Source organism: Polaribacter butkevichii, assembly GCF_038024105.1.
Lineage (GTDB): Bacteria > Bacteroidota > Bacteroidia > Flavobacteriales > Flavobacteriaceae > Polaribacter > Polaribacter butkevichii.
Genome location: NZ_CP150661.1, coordinates 3,745,161 through 3,760,565, shown reverse-complemented (window position 1 = coordinate 3,760,565; position 15,405 = coordinate 3,745,161). Strand labels below are relative to the sequence as shown.

The following is a 15,405-nucleotide window of genomic DNA, read 5'->3' as shown; positions in this document are numbered from 1 at the left end:
TCGAACTTTGATGTAAAAATAAGGAAAAACAGATAAAATAACAATATGGATAATCAATCAAATTACAATGCTTTTAGAGTAGAAGAAAAAGATGGAAGCTATATTTCTTCTGTTAAAAAAATACCTTTTACAACATTAAAAAAAGGCGAAATATTAATAAAAGTACACTATAGCTCCCTAAACTATAAAGACGCCTTGTCTAGTAGAGGAAATAAAGGTGTAACCAGAAATTACCCACATACACCAGGCATTGATGCTGCAGGAACCATTGTTTCTTCTGAATCTGAAAAATTTAAAACTTCTGACGATGTTATTGTCACTAGTTACGATTTAGGAATGAATACAGACGGAGGTTTTGCAGAATATGTTAAAGTACCAGAAGATTGGGTTGTAAAGTTACCCAAAAATCTTTCTATGAAAGAAGCTATGACAATTGGTACAGCAGGCTTAACCGCTGGTATGTCGGTTTTAAGATTAAGTGAAATGGTAAAACCAGAAGACGGCACTATCGTAGTTTCTGGAGCTACAGGTGGCGTTGGATCTACAAGTATTGCCATCTTAAAAAAGTTAGGCTATAAAATAGCTGCAATTACAGGGAAAGAAACTGAAATTGATTTTTTACAAAAACTTGGAGCAGATGAAATTATCCTACGAAAAGATTTTGAAGAAATGGCAAAAAAACCGCTTTTAAAACCTCTTTTTGCAGGAGGAATTGACACTGTAGGTGGTGTAATTTTAGAAAACATTATAAAAGCGACACATCCAATGGGAGTTGTAACTTGTTGTGGAAATGTAGCTTCTCCAAAACTTGAGTTAACCGTATTTCCTTTTATTTTAAGAGGAGTTACTTTGATTGGTATCGATTCTCAAAATTACCCTATGATCTACAGAGAAAAAGTATGGAACAAACTAGCTAACAAATGGAAAAACAACCAATTAACAGAAGCTTCTTCTGAAATATCTTTAGATGAATTAAATACAAAAATAGATGCAATGCTACAAGGAAAATTAAAAGGAAGAACCTTGGTTGCACTAAAACAATAAAAAATACAGTCCCCCCAAATCCCCCAAATTGCTAATTTTTTTAATAAACTAAAATGCCTCTACATTAGAGGCATTTTAATTTAATTGTACTTTAAAGGTAAAACAACTTGTTATTAATTTAGAACGTATCTTTCCCAAAATTTAGAATTACTATCCGCTGCTTCACCAATATTAAAAATCCACCAATTTTCTACACAGTCAGAATAATCTACACCATCATAATGAATATAAGACCATTTATGAGGAAATTTATTTGGAAACATTTTAGTAATAACAGCATCAGCCTCTGTCCAAAGTTTTCTTGCTTTTCTGTTTTTTGAGTTTTTAGCCAAAGAAATCCATTTAATATCTTTACCTCTATACTCCGGAGTCGAATATGGTCCGCGATCTCCCTTTTTACCATCTTTCGGATGATTCCCATCATCCAACTCAAAATAAGTAGTTTTACTTTTTACATATTGCAAATCTAACGCAGCTGTTTTTTTTTCGTTCCAACTACTATGTTGTACTACAATTACATTCGATTTTACAACATCCTTAGAAACTGTTTTAAGAACCTCTGCAACCCAATCTGCTGTAATATTAGATTGTCCTGCTTCTTGCACCCAAACTTTTCCTCCTTTTTTTAAAACAGCTACCACTTTTTTAGTAATTCTTTTTACAGAACCATTCCAATCTGTGTGAGCATTTGTCCATTTTCTACCAAATGCCATCTTAAATAATCTATCCGAAGCTATAAATTTTCCATTCTGACCACCTATAGCGCCAGCAACAGCATAATAGTGAACTCCTTTAAAATCTTTATGTGCTAATAGGCTACCCAAAGCGGCTTGTGCGTGAATATCATCAGGATCTGGTTTGCTATCAAACTGAGCAATTAAAATATCTTTCTTTTTATCAAAAAAAGGACGTTCTGTAGCGGTAATCAAGTTAGAAAATGCTATAAATAGGATAAATAATACGGTTTTAAAATTCATAATACTTGTTATATCAATAAGATGTTTATTTTTTCATCAATAAAGATACTTGTAAGCACTTGATAAACCAAATTCTACTACTTAAAAAAATATTTCAAAATATTTTTCAGCAAATAAAATATTAATCGTAATATTGCAATGAATAAATAAAGCAAATATATGGGATTAGCAAAAACCGAAATGTTTACCGATCAACAAAATGAAATAGCCTTGTTTGCTAAAGTTTTTGGGCATCCGGCAAGAGTTACTATTTTACAACATTTGTTTAAGATTGATTCTTGTGTGTGTGGTGATTTAGTAAACGAAATAGGATTGGCACAACCCACTATTTCTCAACATTTAAAAGAATTAAAACATTTAGGGTTGATAAAAGGAAGTGTGGAAGGTACAAGTGTTTGTTACTGTATTCATAAAGAAAACTGGACCGCAATGAAAACGGTTATGACAGAATTCTTGAATCAAGATTTATCTCAAAAAACAGATTGCTGTTAAAAAAATTTATCAGCATTCATCGTATAATTACAATAAATAAAAACATTCATTATGAAATTATCAGAAGTTAAAGTAGCATTAAACAAATTAGAAACCATCGGTTTTCAATTACCAAACGGAGAATTAGTAGCAAGCCATTTTCATGTTACAGAGGTTGGTAAAATTACCAAACATTTTATTGATTGTGGCGGAACCGTAAGAAATGAAGAAGTGGTAAACTTTCAACTTTGGAATGCAGATGATTACGACCATAGATTGCATCCTGAGAAATTATTAAACATTATAGAGCTTTCTGAAAAGGTTTTAAATATTGAAGATTTAGAGATTGAAGTAGAATACCAAGCAGATACGATTGGTAAATTCGGACTTGATTTTGACGGAACAAACTTTTTATTAACCACTAAGCAAACAGATTGTTTAGCCAAAGACAATTGCGGAATTCCGGAAGAAAAACCAAAATTGCAATTTTCAGACATACCAGTTGCAAACACTTGTACACCTGGAGGCGGATGTTGTTAACATAAAATCTGCGAACATCTGCGGGAAATAATATTAATCCATTCAATATTATCTCGCAGATTTCACAGATTTATGCAGCATAAAACGACACTACAATTATTTTAAAAAAAAACTTAACAAGCTTACCAAAAATAAAAAAAAATCAACTTAAAATAATGATCACAACACAAACAACGCTATTTTCAGAAATAGAAAATGCAATTAAAGGTTTAAATCCTGCAACGATATCAGAAGAACGAAAAACTGTTTTACAACCGTTAGCAGATTTTATTCAAGATAAAGTTTCTAATCAACAAAAAATAAACATCAACTTTATTTGTACGCACAATTCTAGAAGAAGCCATTTATCTCAAGTTTGGGCACAAACAATGGCTCACTATTTTAATATTAAGAATGTGTTTTGTTATTCTGGCGGAACAGAAGCTACAGCTCTTTTTCCTATGGTTGCTGAAACTTTAAAAAGTACTGGATTTCAGATTAAAACAATTGCCGAAACGAGCAATCCTATTTATAGTATTAAATACGCCAACAATGCGCACCCTATTATTGGGTTTTCTAAAAAATTAGATGATGATTTTAATCCGAAATCCGAGTTTGCAGCCATTATGACTTGCTCGCAAGCAGATGGCGGTTGTCCGTTTATTGCAGGTGCAGAAAAACGCATTCCGATTACTTTTGAGGATCCAAAGGCATTTGACAATACACCTCAACAAGCTGAAAAATACCAAGAAAGAAGTCTGCAAATTGCAACAGAATTATTTTATGTTTTCTCTCAAGTAAATTTATAAAAATGGCTTTAAAAAAATTAAGTTTTTTAGACAGTTACCTCACTTTATGGATTTTTGTAGCCATGACATTTGGTGTTAGTTTAGGCTATTTTGTTCCAACATTTCCAGACGTTATCAATTCATTTAGTAGCGGAACCACTAACATCCCTATTGCTATTGGGTTAATATTAATGATGTATCCGCCTTTGGCGAAAGTAAATTATGCCCTTTTACCAAAGGTTTTTAAGAACACAAAAATATTATCTATTTCGCTTCTTTTAAATTGGATTGTTGGTCCTGTTTTAATGTTTATTTTGGCAATTACATTTTTACGTGAGTATCCAGAATATATGGTCGGCCTAATTTTAATTGGTTTAGCACGTTGCATTGCTATGGTTTTGGTGTGGAATGACCTTGCGGAAGGAAGTAGCGAATATGGTGCAGGTTTGGTGGCATTAAACAGTATTTTTCAGGTATTTGCATACAGTTTTTATGCATGGCTTTTTATTACTGTACTTCCACCCTATTTTGGATTTGAAGGAGCTATAGTTGATATTTCTGTAGCAACTATTGCAGAAAGTGTCGCTATTTATTTAGGAATCCCTTTTGTATTAGGTATTTTAAGTCGACTTATTTTAGTAAAACTAAAAGGAGAAGATTGGTACACAAACAAATTTATTCCTACTATTTCTCCGATGACATTAATTGCATTGTTATTTACAATTGTAGTGATGTTTTCTTTAAAAGGAGAATTGATTGTAGAAATACCGATGGATGTTTTAATAATTGCTGTTCCTTTATTAATCTATTTTACGTTGATGTTTATCATCGGGTTTTTCGTTACCAAAGCAACAGGAGCCGAATATGATAAAACAGCAGCCGTTGCTTTTACAGCAGCAGGAAATAATTTTGAATTGGCTATTGCTGTTGCCATTGCTGTTTTTGGATTAAACTCCGGACAAGCATTTGCAGGAGTAATTGGGCCTTTAGTAGAAGTACCCGCATTAATTTTACTAGTACGAGTTTCATTTTGGTTGCGAAAAAAATATTTCAAAAAAATCAATATATAAACATAATAATAGTCAGTACTTTAATGGATAAAAGTTAAATTTGTCTTTACTTATTTTAAGAAGTTAGAAGCATGAATTTAACCATTGAAAACATTTTATTAGTTGGCTCTATATTACTTTTTATAAGTATTATTGTTGGTAAAACTTCCTATAAATTTGGAGTACCAACTTTAATACTTTTTTTGGCTATCGGAATGATGGCGGGTTCGGAAGGTATTGGAGGTATTCGTTTTGACGATCCAAAAACCGCACAATTTATAGGGATTGTTTCGCTTAACTTTATTTTGTTTTCTGGTGGATTAGACACTAATTTTAATGCCATAAAACCAATCCTAAAAGAAGGCCTAGTTTTATCCACCGTAGGTGTATTATTGACAGCTCTTACTTTAGGTACTTTTGTTTGGTATGTTACCGATTTTACAATTTATGAAAGTTTATTATTAGGTTCTATAGTTTCCTCTACAGATGCTGCTGCGGTATTTTCTATTTTACGATCTAAAAATTTGGCTTTAAAAAACAATTTAAGACAAACCCTAGAGTTAGAAAGCGGTAGTAACGACCCTATGGCCTATGTATTAACATTGGCTTTTTTAACTTTAGTGATTAATCAAGATTTAAGTATTGCTTCTATTATACCTATGTTTTTTCAACAAATGATATTTGGTGGAATTGCAGGTTTTGGTTTTGGTAAATTAAGTAAAATTATTATCAACAGAATTAAACTAGATTTTGAAGGTTTGTACCCTGTTTTAGTAATTGCCCTTATGTTTATTACTTTTTCTGCTACAGATGCAGTTGGTGGAAATGGGTTTTTAGCAATTTATATTTGTTCCGTTTATTTAGGAAATCAAGATCTTATACATAAAGCAACTATTTTAAAAATGTTTGATGGTATTGCTTGGCTTATGCAAATTGTACTATTCCTTACTTTAGGATTACTTGTATTTCCTTCTCAAATAATCCCTTATATGGGCGTTGGAATTTTAATTTCTGTGTTCTTAATTTTAATTGCAAGACCGCTAAGTGTTTTTATCAGCTTGCTGTTTTTTAAAATGAAACTTCGCAGACGTTTTTATATTTCTTGGGTTGGTTTGCGTGGTGCTGTGCCTATTGTATTTGCCACATATCCGCTTTTAGCGGGAATAGAAAAAGCCAATATCATTTTTAACATTGTGTTTTTTATATCGGTAACCTCTATTTTAATTCAGGGTACTACATTGTCTATTTTTTCTAAATGGCTAAATGTTGCCTTGCCAGAAGAAACAAAACCAATTGCAGAAAACGAGCGATATATTTTGAATCTACCAAAATCGGCAATGAAAGAAATTGATATTCATAAAGATAGCGATGCCGTGAATAAGCGTATTATTGATTTACATTTTCCTAAATCTGCTTTTATTAGTATGATAAAAAGAAACGGAAAATTTGTGCGTCCAGGAGGTACAACTATTATAAAACCAAACGACACGCTTGTTGTTTTGTTAGATAATGAAGAAAGCTTAACTGAAGTTTACGCTGTGCTTGATAAAAAACAATAGTTAGTAAACATACCTACAAAAGTTAAACACACTAAAGAAAGAGTAAAATATCTTTTTAAAGCATAAAAAAACGCCTCATTTTCATGAGGCGTTTTTAATATCTATAAAACTACTTATTTAGCAGCTTCTAAAACTTCGGCCACTTTATCTGCAGCTTCTTGAAATTCTGTAGCAGAAATAATTTCCATTCCAGAATTATCAATTAACTCTTTTGCTTCTTTAGCATTTGTACCTTGTAATCTACAAATAATTGGCACATTAATTTTGTCTCCCATACTTTTGTAAGCATCTACAACACCTTGTGCAACTCTGTCACAACGTACAATACCTCCAAAAATATTTACTAAAATTGCTTTTACATTTGGGTCTTTTAAAATAATACCAAAAGCAGTTTCAACTCTTTGTGCATCTGCAGTACCACCAACATCTAAAAAGTTAGCTGGCTCTCCTCCAGACTCTTTAATTAAATCCATAGTTCCCATTGCCAAACCAGCTCCGTTTACCATACAACCAACATTTCCGTCTAAATCTACATAGTTTAAACCAGCAGCTTTAGCTTCTACTTCAATTGGGTTTTCTTCACGTAAATCGCGCATTGCTGCATAATCTCTGTGTCTGTATAATGCATTTTCATCTAAAGAAACTTTAGCATCAACGGCCATTATTTTAGAATCAGATGTTTTTAAAACAGGATTAATTTCAAACATAGAAGAATCTGAACCTATGTAAGCTTTGTATAAATTAGTAACAAATTTTGTCATTTCTTTAAAAGCAGCTCCAGATAAACCTAAGTTAAATGCAATTTTACGAGCTTGAAAAGGCATGATACCTAATAAAGGATCAATCTCTTCTGTAAAAATTAAATGCGGAGTTTCTTCTGCAACTGTTTCGATATCCATACCACCTTCGGTAGAATACATAATCATATTTTTACCAGTGGCTCTATTTAATAAAACAGACATATAGTATTCTTCTGGCTCAGAATCTCCAGGATAATACACATCTTCTGCTACTAAAACTTGGTTTACTTTTTTACCTTCTGCAGAAGTTTGAGGTGTAATTAACATCATTCCAATAATATCATTGGCAATGCTTTCTACTTCCGCTAAGTTTTTTGCTAACTTAACTCCTCCTCCTTTTCCACGTCCACCTGCATGAACTTGTGCTTTAATAACATGCCAACCAGTACCAGTTTCTGCAGTTAATTGTTTTGCTGCATCTACAGCCTCTTTATGGTTGCTTGCAACAATTCCACGTTGAATTCTAACGCCAAAACTGCTCAAAATTTCTTTTCCTTGATATTCGTGTAAGTTCATTTGTAAAATTTTATTAACGGTTTCAAAAATACAAATTCATATATAAAACGGTGCATCTTTTTAATTAAAAAAAAATCTTATGTATCCTCACCTCTTTTTCTTTAAGAAAATTTTAACATTTCGTTTTTGTAACACTCTTATATTTACGAAGTCTTTCCTTTAGCATACACCTATTTATCATTTATAAAAAGAAGATAAACAGATAGCTATTATGTATACATATAATCAACCAAAACTAATATGTTAAAGAAAATCACTTTATGCCTAATTGCACTGCTATCAGTACAGATGCTCTCTTCGCAACAGAAAAAAATCAGAAAAAAAATTAAAACTACAAGGGTTAGAAAATCTCCTAAAATAGATGGTGTTTTAAATGATCAATCATGGGTAAATGCTGAGATTTGTACTGATTTTGTTATTTTAAAACCAGACAACGGTGCACTTGTTTCAAAAGAATATCAAACTATAGTAAAGGTAATTTATGATGATGATGCTGTTTATATTTCTGCTCAAATGAATGATCCTGACCCTGAAGGAATCCCTCAGGAGTTTTCTACAAGAGATAATTTTAGTATTGCAGACTTCTTTTTAGTTACTATAAACCCTAATGATGATGGCCAAAACCCGTTTGAATTTCTGGTACAAGTTACCGGAAATCAAGCTGATGCCAAAGTATCTAACGGTAATGAAGATTATAATTGGAGTGCAGTATGGGAAAGCGCTGCAAAAATCACTAAAAAAGGCTGGAATGTTGAAATGAAAATTCCGTACAGAGCACTTCGTTTTGCAAACAGGCCTGTACAATCTTGGGGGTTTAACTTTCATAGAAGGTTAGAAAAATTAAATGCACAACATACTTGGACACACGTTGATAACACTGTAGGAAGATGGACACAATATGATGGCTTAATTGAAGATTTTAGAGATATAAAACCACCAACTAGATTAAACTTTTATCCGTATGCATCTGCAACCACCAATACTTTTGAAGGAAAAACAGACTTTGATTGGAGTGTTGGTATGGATATTAAATATGGTTTAACAGAAAATTTTACATTAGACGCTACTTTAATTCCAGATTTTAGTCAAGTTGGTTTTGATGATGTTGAATTAAATTTAGGCCCTTTTGAACAACAATTTACAGAACAAAGACAATTTTTTACAGAAGGTACAGAACTATTTAACAAAGCAAATCTGTTTTATTCTAGAAGAATTGGTAGCGACCCAATAGATCAATTTAATGTAGAAAGCACATTAGCATCTGATGAAGAAATTACAGACTATCCTAACAAAGTTACCATGCTAAATGCTGTAAAAGTTTCCGGAAGAACAAAAGGTGGATTAGGAATAGGTTTCTTTAATGCAATTACAGAAAAAACAGAAGCAACCATAAAAAACAATACTACAGGAGACACTAGAAAAGAAGTAATAGCCCCTTTTACAAATTATAATATTTTAGTTTTAGACCAACAGTTTAATCAGAATTCTACGGTAACATTAATCAATACAAATGTTACTAGAGATGGACGCTTTAGAGACGCCAATGTTACTGCCCTAGATTGGCATATAGAAACAAAAGATAGTAAATACAATGCAGATGGATCTGTAAAAATGAGTAATATTACTGATGATATTAATAACCCTAACACTGGCTATACTTTTGATAATAGCTTTGGATATAATTCTGGACATTGGAATTGGGAACTCGGTTACAATTTTGAAAACAAAGATTTTAACCCAAACGACTTAGGAATTCTATTTAGTAATAATGAACAAACAATATACGGAAGTGCTGGTTGGAGAACTTTACAACCCACTAAAAACTATAATTGGTATAATTTTTATTATTACAATAACCTTAATTTTCAGCATTTTTCTGGTATCTATACAGGTTATAATGCGAGTGCTAGGTTTGAAGCCCAAACAAGAAAGCGTTTTACTTTTGGAGGGAATCTAAATTATGGCACCCAAGAAAAAGACTTCTTTGAACCTAGACAAGGTACTACAAGTGGAATTTATTTTTTACAACCAGAACGAAAAAACATCAATGGCTGGATCTCTACCAACTCACAAAAGAAATTAGAATTAAATGCAGATATCTATTACACGGGGTATAGCGAAAACCCAAAACTAGCCTACGGATTTAGTGTGGCTCCTCGTTACCGTTTTACCAATCAATTTTCTTTACAATATAAATTAAGTTATAACAAAACAAACAACGATCAAGGTTATGTAGATGAAGAAAACACAACCATTATTTTCGGAATGAGAGATCGAAAAAACTATACCAACACTATTGCTGGTAAATACAGTTTTAGTACAAAATCTTCATTATCATTAAGTTTTAGACATTATTGGGGTGCTGTAAATTACACAGGATATCACAACCTAAATTCTGAAGGAAATTTAAACCCAAACACCACATATACGGGAGACAACGTAAACTTTAATAGTTGGAATTTAGACTTAAATTACATTTGGCAGTTTGCTCCTGGTAGTCAATTAATTGCTTTTTACAGAAATTCTATTTTTAATGAAGACACCAATGCAGATTTAAATTTTAGTAAAAATTTAGACAACCTATTCGATCAATCTCAAAGACATACCTTTTCTGTAAGACTTGTATATTTTATCGATTATAATAAATTGAAAAATATTTTATAAATTCAAACCTACTCCTCCTGCAAGGTTTTTCTAACCTTGTAGGTGTTTTTTGCTCACTTTCTAGACCTACAAGGTTTTGAAACCCTACAGAAGAAACAATTTAATTGGTTTAGATTTAAAATTCAGTTGTATATTTTTCTGATTTCTTTTTTATACATTCGTTACAAAGTTTTTAAGTATGATAATAGGTAAAAACATTCACAAATATTATGGGGATGTAGAAGTTTTAAAAGGAGTAGATTTACACATAAAAAAAGGAGAAATTGTAGCTATTGTTGGTCCATCTGGAGCAGGAAAAACTACCTTACTCCAAATTTTAGGTACTTTAGACAAACCTAAAAAGAACGAAAATTTCGAACTAAAATTAAACAATGTTTCACTTAAAAACTTAGCAGACAAAGAGCTCTCTTCGTTTAGAAACAAGCATATTGGTTTTATTTTTCAATTTCATCAATTACTACCAGAGTTTACCGCTTTAGAAAACGTTTGTATACCTGCATTTATTGCTAAAAAAACGAAACAAGAAACAGAAAAAAGAGCAAACGAAATTTTAAATTTCTTAGGTTTATCTCATAGAATAAGCCATAAACCCAACGAACTTTCTGGAGGAGAACAACAAAGAGTTGCGGTTGCTAGAGCCTTAATTAACAATCCTTCTGTTATTTTAGCTGATGAACCTAGTGGTAATTTAGATAGTGAGTCTGCAAAGAATTTACATGAGCTATTTTTTAAACTACGTGATGAATTTGGACAAACCTTCGTAATTATTACTCATAACGAAGAATTAGCCAATATGGCAGATAGAAAACTAACCATGATTGATGGTAAAATAGTAGAAAAAAACTAATTTTTATGACTCAAAAAGAACTAAAAGAGTTTTTAGATGAAAAAGTAATTCTATACAACAACCCAAAGTTTATTGAGTCTGATCCGATACAAATACCACATTTATTTTCTAAAAAAGAAGATATTGAAATTGCTGCTTTTTTAGCTGCAACCATTTCTTGGGGTAACAGAACCATGATTATCAGGAACGCTACAAAAATGATGAATCTTTTTGATAACGCTCCTTTTGATTTTGTAATGAATCATCAAGAAAGCGATTTATCATCTCTTGACGGTTTTGTACACAGAACTTTTAATGCAATCGACCTACAACAATTTGTTAGGTCTTTAAAACACATTTACACCTACCATAAAGGATTAGAAAATGTTTTATTAGTAAATAAAAAAGAAACCGATTATAAGAACGCAATTCATCATTTAAAAGACGTTTTTTTTGAAGTTAACCATCAACAAAGAACACAAAAACACATTTCTGATCCGCTAAAAAATTCGGCTGCAAAAAGAATAAATATGTTCTTACGTTGGATGGTTAGAGATGATAATAAAGGAGTCGATTTTGGCCTTTGGAAAACACATAAATCTGCAAATTTATCTTGCCCTTTAGATGTACATTCTGGCAATGTTGCACGTAAATTAAAACTACTTTTAAGGAAACAAAACGATTGGAAAGCACTTTCTGAATTGGATAAAAATTTAAGAAAATTAGACAAAAACGATCCTGTAAAATATGATTTTGCTTTGTTTGGTTTAGGTGTTTTTGAAAAATTTTAACCTCAATTTTGAACACAAAAAAAGATACAATAACAACAAATTAGTTCGCTTTAAAAATGTTTTTTTTATGCTTTCCGCAGATGTTCGTATTCTCTATTTAGATTGATAAATGATATTTTAATTTCAAAAGATTATCTTCACCTCTCAAAAAAAAATAATAAAATCAACTATTTTTGAATCACATAGAAATACCATAAATGCAATTTAAAAATCCGGAAATATTATACTTTTTAGCACTGTTAATTATCCCTATTATAGTGCATCTTTTTCAACTACAAAAATTTGTAAAAACACCTTTTAGTAACGTTGCTTTTTTACAAAAAATAGTACAGCAAACACGTAAAAGTTCTCGTATAAAAAAGTGGTTAATTTTAGCTACAAGAATGCTTTTATTTACTGCTATAATTTTTGCTTTTTCACAACCTTATTTTAGCAATAAAACAGCAAACCAAAATCAACATAATTTTATTTATTTAGACAATTCTTTAAGTACAAATACTAAAGGAGAAAAAGGAAATTTACTACAAATAGCTGCGCAAGAAATTATTGAAAATGTTTCAGAAAAAGACGTATATTCGCTACAGACAAATTCTAATTTCTATGATAAAATTACCAAGACAACACTAAAAAAAGTCTTGCTAGAAACAAAAGAAACTTCAAAAAAAGTAGATTTACCTACCATTTTACTAAAATTTGGCAACAACACAAAAAACAAAACAAAAGCTTTAAATAAAACAATATTAATATCTGATTTTCAGAATACTTATAAAAACGAGTTTACAAATGTAACACCCTCTTTTTCGGCCATAAAACTAACTTCTTCTGTAAAAAACAACATTTCTATTGATAGTGTTTTTATCAACAATACAAATGCAACAAATTTTACTTTAAATGTTCTTGTAAAAAACCAAGGTGAAGCACAAGAAAATATTCCGATTGCTATTTACAACAACAAAAAACTAATTAGCAAACTTACCTCCTCTTTCGAAAAAGACTCTCAAAAAAACATTGAATTTAAAATTCAAAATCAGGAAGAATTTAGCGGAAAAATAGTGATTACTTTTAGTGATGCTTTTTCGTTTGACAACACCTTTTATTTCACCTTTAAAAACGATCAAAAAATCAATGTTTTATCGATAGGAAAACAGGCAGATTTTCTTTCTAAAATTTATACTAAAAACGAATTTAACCTCACACAAACCACGGTACAAAACATCAACTATAATTCCATTTTAAAACAGCAATTAATTGTACTAAATGAAGTAGAAAATTTTACTGAAATTTTATCAAAAAAAATCATAGAATTTTCTAAAAACGGAGGAAGTGTTGTTATTATTCCAAATCAAAATTTGAATATTGACTCTTATAATTCTTTGCTTCAAAAGTTAAATTCAGGAAAAATTACCTCTAAAAAAACAGACACTTTAAAGATTACAAACATCAATTATAAACACCCCATTTTTAAGAATGTGTTTTCTAAAAAAGTAACCAATTTTCAAAATCCAACGGTTCAAAATTACTTTAGCATTTCATCAAAAAATAGAAGTACAATAATTTCTTTTGAAAATAATATTCCGTTTATTTCTCAAATTACAAATAACAAAAATAACCTCTATTGGATTGCAAGTTCTCTGGATAAAAAAAACAGCAATTTTATAAATTCTCCACTCATAGTTCCGGTATTTTATAACTTTGGAAAATGGAGTTTTAGGCATCCAAAATTATTCTATAGAATTGCTACAGAAAACAAAATTGACATTGAAACAGCTATCGAAAAAGACAAAGTTTTAAAAGTTGCTAATACCAAAAATTCTTTTATTCCATTGCAACAAAAATTTCAAAATAAAGTACGCATTACTACCAAAGAGCAACCTTTAAAATCTGGTTTTTATAGCATCGTAAAAGGTGTCGATACCATTCAAAAATTAGCCTTTAATTACCCAAAAGAAGAAAGCTTACTAAATTTTATGGATGTAAGTGAGCTACAAAAAACAAACAAAAACATTACTATTTCTAATTCAATTGCAGATGTTTTTAAAAAAATCAACAAAAAAAATGAAGTTCATTGGCTTTGGAAATGGTTTTTATCGTTGGCAATTGTATCTTTGCTTTTAGAAATTTTGATTTTAAAATTCTATAAACCATGACTACGCTTTTAAAATCGGCAACGATTATAGACTCTTCAAGCCCATATCATCAACAAAAAAAAGACATTTTAATTACCAACGGAATCATTGAAAAAATAGAGGATTCTATAGAAAACAACAATTATAAAGTGGTAACACTAGATAATTTACATGTTTCTTGCGGATGGTTTGATACGAGTGTTTCTTTTGGAGAACCCGGTTTTGAAGAAAGAGAAAACATTAAAAACGGATTAAATGTTGCTGCAAAAAGCGGCTTTACAGCAGTGGCAGTAAATGCCAACTCTAATCCCGTAATAGACAACAAGGCAGCTGTTGAATTTTTAATACACAAGGCAGCTGGATTTGCTACCAACCTATACCCTATTGCTGCTTTAACTCAAAATAGCGAAGGGATAGACATGGCTGAATTATACGACATGCAACAATCTGGCGCCATTGCCTTTGCCGATTACAACCAACCAGTGGCAAATGATAATTTGATGAAAATTGCACTTTTGTACGCGCAAAATTTTAACGGATTAGTTTTTAGCTTTCCCAAAAACAATTCTATTGCTGGAGAAGGTATTGCTAATGAAGGTATTAATAGCACAAAATTAGGACTAAAAGGGAGTCCTGCTTTAGCAGAACACATACAAATTGCTAGAGATTTGTTTTTATTAGAATATACAGGTGGAAAACTACATATTCCAACAATTTCTACAACAAAATCTGTAGAACTAATTGCAGCTGCAAAAAAGAAAGGATTGCAAGTTACCTGTAGTGTTTCTGCACATCATTTAACCTTGTCTGACGATGAATTACATGGTTTTGACAGTAACTATAAGGTAAACCCTCCTTTAAGAACCAAAGCTGACGTAAAAAGCTTACAAAAAGGAATTAAATCTGGAGTTATAGACATTATTACTTCTGACCACAACCCAATAGACATCGAACATAAAAAACTAGAATTTAGTGAAGCTAAAGACGGAACTATTGGTTTAGAAAGTGCTTTTGGAGCCATCAATTCGGTTTTAGGTTTAGAAGATTTTATAGAAAACATCACACAAAAACCTAGAACTATTTTTGGGTTAGAGCATCATTCTATAAAAGAAAACAACAAAGCAGAAATTACTTTATTTAACCCAGAAAGTAACTATACATTTACAAAGGATGATATTTTATCAATATCTAAAAACAGTGCATTTCTAGATAAGAAGTTAAAAGGAAAAGCATACGGAATATACGCTAACAATCAATTAATACTAAATTAAAAAC

13 protein-coding genes are annotated in these 15,405 nt (G+C 31.0%); 11 read left to right on the top strand and 2 right to left on the bottom strand.

Going from position 1 to position 15,405, the window contains the following annotated elements; genetic code table 11:
• The first annotated feature begins 45 nt into the window (after positions 1 to 45).
• Entirely contained in the window at positions 46 to 1,044 is a 999-nt protein-coding gene (locus tag WG951_RS15895) for a YhdH/YhfP family quinone oxidoreductase (protein WP_105047924.1), read from the top strand.
• A gap of 113 nt (positions 1,045 to 1,157) precedes the next feature.
• Here WG951_RS15895 and WG951_RS15890 read toward each other — a convergent pair whose 3' ends face one another.
• Positions 1,158 to 2,021, bottom strand: coding sequence for a hypothetical protein (locus tag WG951_RS15890; protein WP_146105241.1), 864 nt, complete (start codon positions 2,019 to 2,021; stop codon positions 1,158 to 1,160).
• A 159-nt stretch (positions 2,022 to 2,180) separates the two neighbouring features.
• Here WG951_RS15890 and WG951_RS15885 point away from each other — a divergent pair, with 159 nt between their 5' ends.
• The 5 genes from WG951_RS15885 (at position 2,181) to WG951_RS15865 (ending at position 6,407) form a co-directional block, all read left to right on the top strand.
• A complete protein-coding gene (locus WG951_RS15885) occupies positions 2,181 to 2,513 on the top strand; it encodes an ArsR/SmtB family transcription factor (protein WP_105047922.1) in 333 nt (110 codons plus the stop codon).
• Positions 2,514 to 2,564: 51 nt separating this feature from the next.
• Entirely contained in the window at positions 2,565 to 3,032 is a 468-nt protein-coding gene (locus tag WG951_RS15880; RefSeq protein WP_105047921.1) for a DUF6428 family protein, read from the top strand.
• A gap of 155 nt (positions 3,033 to 3,187) precedes the next feature.
• Positions 3,188 to 3,820: a low molecular weight phosphatase family protein gene (locus WG951_RS15875; RefSeq protein ID WP_105047920.1), complete on the top strand. Its 633-nt coding sequence runs from the start codon at positions 3,188 to 3,190 to the stop codon at positions 3,818 to 3,820.
• Between the two features lie 2 nt (positions 3,821 to 3,822).
• Positions 3,823 to 4,869 (top strand): ACR3 family arsenite efflux transporter, encoded by a 1,047-nt coding sequence (arsB, locus tag WG951_RS15870; protein WP_105047919.1) that lies wholly within the window; start codon positions 3,823 to 3,825, stop codon positions 4,867 to 4,869.
• Between the two features lie 71 nt (positions 4,870 to 4,940).
• On the top strand, positions 4,941 to 6,407 hold the full coding sequence (locus WG951_RS15865; RefSeq protein ID WP_105047918.1) for a potassium/proton antiporter: 1,467 nt from the start codon (positions 4,941 to 4,943) through the stop codon (positions 6,405 to 6,407).
• A 113-nt stretch (positions 6,408 to 6,520) separates the two neighbouring features.
• Here WG951_RS15865 and sucC read toward each other — a convergent pair whose 3' ends face one another.
• Positions 6,521 to 7,723, bottom strand: coding sequence for an ADP-forming succinate--CoA ligase subunit beta (sucC, locus tag WG951_RS15860; RefSeq protein ID WP_105047917.1), 1,203 nt, complete (start codon positions 7,721 to 7,723; stop codon positions 6,521 to 6,523).
• A 240-nt stretch (positions 7,724 to 7,963) separates the two neighbouring features.
• Here sucC and WG951_RS15855 point away from each other — a divergent pair, with 240 nt between their 5' ends.
• The 5 genes from WG951_RS15855 to WG951_RS15835 all read left to right on the top strand — a co-directional run bounded on the left by WG951_RS15855 (position 7,964) and on the right by WG951_RS15835 (position 15,401).
• Positions 7,964 to 10,387: a DUF5916 domain-containing protein gene (locus tag WG951_RS15855; RefSeq protein ID WP_105047916.1), complete on the top strand. Its 2,424-nt coding sequence runs from the start codon at positions 7,964 to 7,966 to the stop codon at positions 10,385 to 10,387.
• Positions 10,388 to 10,565: 178 nt separating this feature from the next.
• Positions 10,566 to 11,234, top strand: coding sequence for an ABC transporter ATP-binding protein (locus tag WG951_RS15850; RefSeq protein ID WP_105047915.1), 669 nt, complete (start codon positions 10,566 to 10,568; stop codon positions 11,232 to 11,234).
• 5 nt (positions 11,235 to 11,239) lie between these two features.
• Positions 11,240 to 12,004, top strand: coding sequence for a TIGR02757 family protein (locus tag WG951_RS15845; RefSeq protein ID WP_105047914.1), 765 nt, complete (start codon positions 11,240 to 11,242; stop codon positions 12,002 to 12,004).
• 197 nt (positions 12,005 to 12,201) lie between these two features.
• Positions 12,202 to 14,151, top strand: a complete 1,950-nt coding sequence (locus WG951_RS15840; protein ID WP_105047913.1) for a BatA domain-containing protein — start codon at positions 12,202 to 12,204, stop codon at positions 14,149 to 14,151.
• Entirely contained in the window at positions 14,148 to 15,401 is a 1,254-nt protein-coding gene (locus WG951_RS15835; RefSeq protein WP_105047912.1) for a dihydroorotase, read from the top strand. The genes WG951_RS15840 and WG951_RS15835 overlap by 4 nt, the downstream gene beginning before the upstream one ends.
• Positions 15,402 to 15,405 lie beyond the last annotated feature (4 nt).

Excerpts from the sequence above, each read along its gene's own strand:
- WG951_RS15895 (WP_105047924.1), top strand. The coding sequence starts at position 46 with ATGGATAATCAATCAAATTACAATGCTTTTAGAGTAGAAGAAAAAGAT.
- WG951_RS15835 (WP_105047912.1), top strand. The coding sequence starts at position 14,148 with ATGACTACGCTTTTAAAATCGGCAACGATTATAGACTCTTCAAGCCCA.
- WG951_RS15840 (WP_105047913.1), top strand. The coding sequence starts at position 12,202 with ATGCAATTTAAAAATCCGGAAATATTATACTTTTTAGCACTGTTAATT.
- WG951_RS15855 (WP_105047916.1), top strand. The coding sequence starts at position 7,964 with ATGTTAAAGAAAATCACTTTATGCCTAATTGCACTGCTATCAGTACAG.
- WG951_RS15880 (WP_105047921.1), top strand. The coding sequence starts at position 2,565 with ATGAAATTATCAGAAGTTAAAGTAGCATTAAACAAATTAGAAACCATC.
- WG951_RS15850 (WP_105047915.1), top strand. The coding sequence starts at position 10,566 with ATGATAATAGGTAAAAACATTCACAAATATTATGGGGATGTAGAAGTT.
- arsB (WP_105047919.1), top strand. The coding sequence starts at position 3,823 with ATGGCTTTAAAAAAATTAAGTTTTTTAGACAGTTACCTCACTTTATGG.
- WG951_RS15865 (WP_105047918.1), top strand. The coding sequence starts at position 4,941 with ATGAATTTAACCATTGAAAACATTTTATTAGTTGGCTCTATATTACTT.
- WG951_RS15885 (WP_105047922.1), top strand. The coding sequence starts at position 2,181 with ATGGGATTAGCAAAAACCGAAATGTTTACCGATCAACAAAATGAAATA.
- WG951_RS15845 (WP_105047914.1), top strand. The coding sequence starts at position 11,240 with ATGACTCAAAAAGAACTAAAAGAGTTTTTAGATGAAAAAGTAATTCTA.
- sucC (WP_105047917.1), bottom strand. The coding sequence starts at position 7,723 with ATGAACTTACACGAATATCAAGGAAAAGAAATTTTGAGCAGTTTTGGC.
- WG951_RS15875 (WP_105047920.1), top strand. The coding sequence starts at position 3,188 with ATGATCACAACACAAACAACGCTATTTTCAGAAATAGAAAATGCAATT.
- WG951_RS15890 (WP_146105241.1), bottom strand. The coding sequence starts at position 2,021 with ATGAATTTTAAAACCGTATTATTTATCCTATTTATAGCATTTTCTAAC.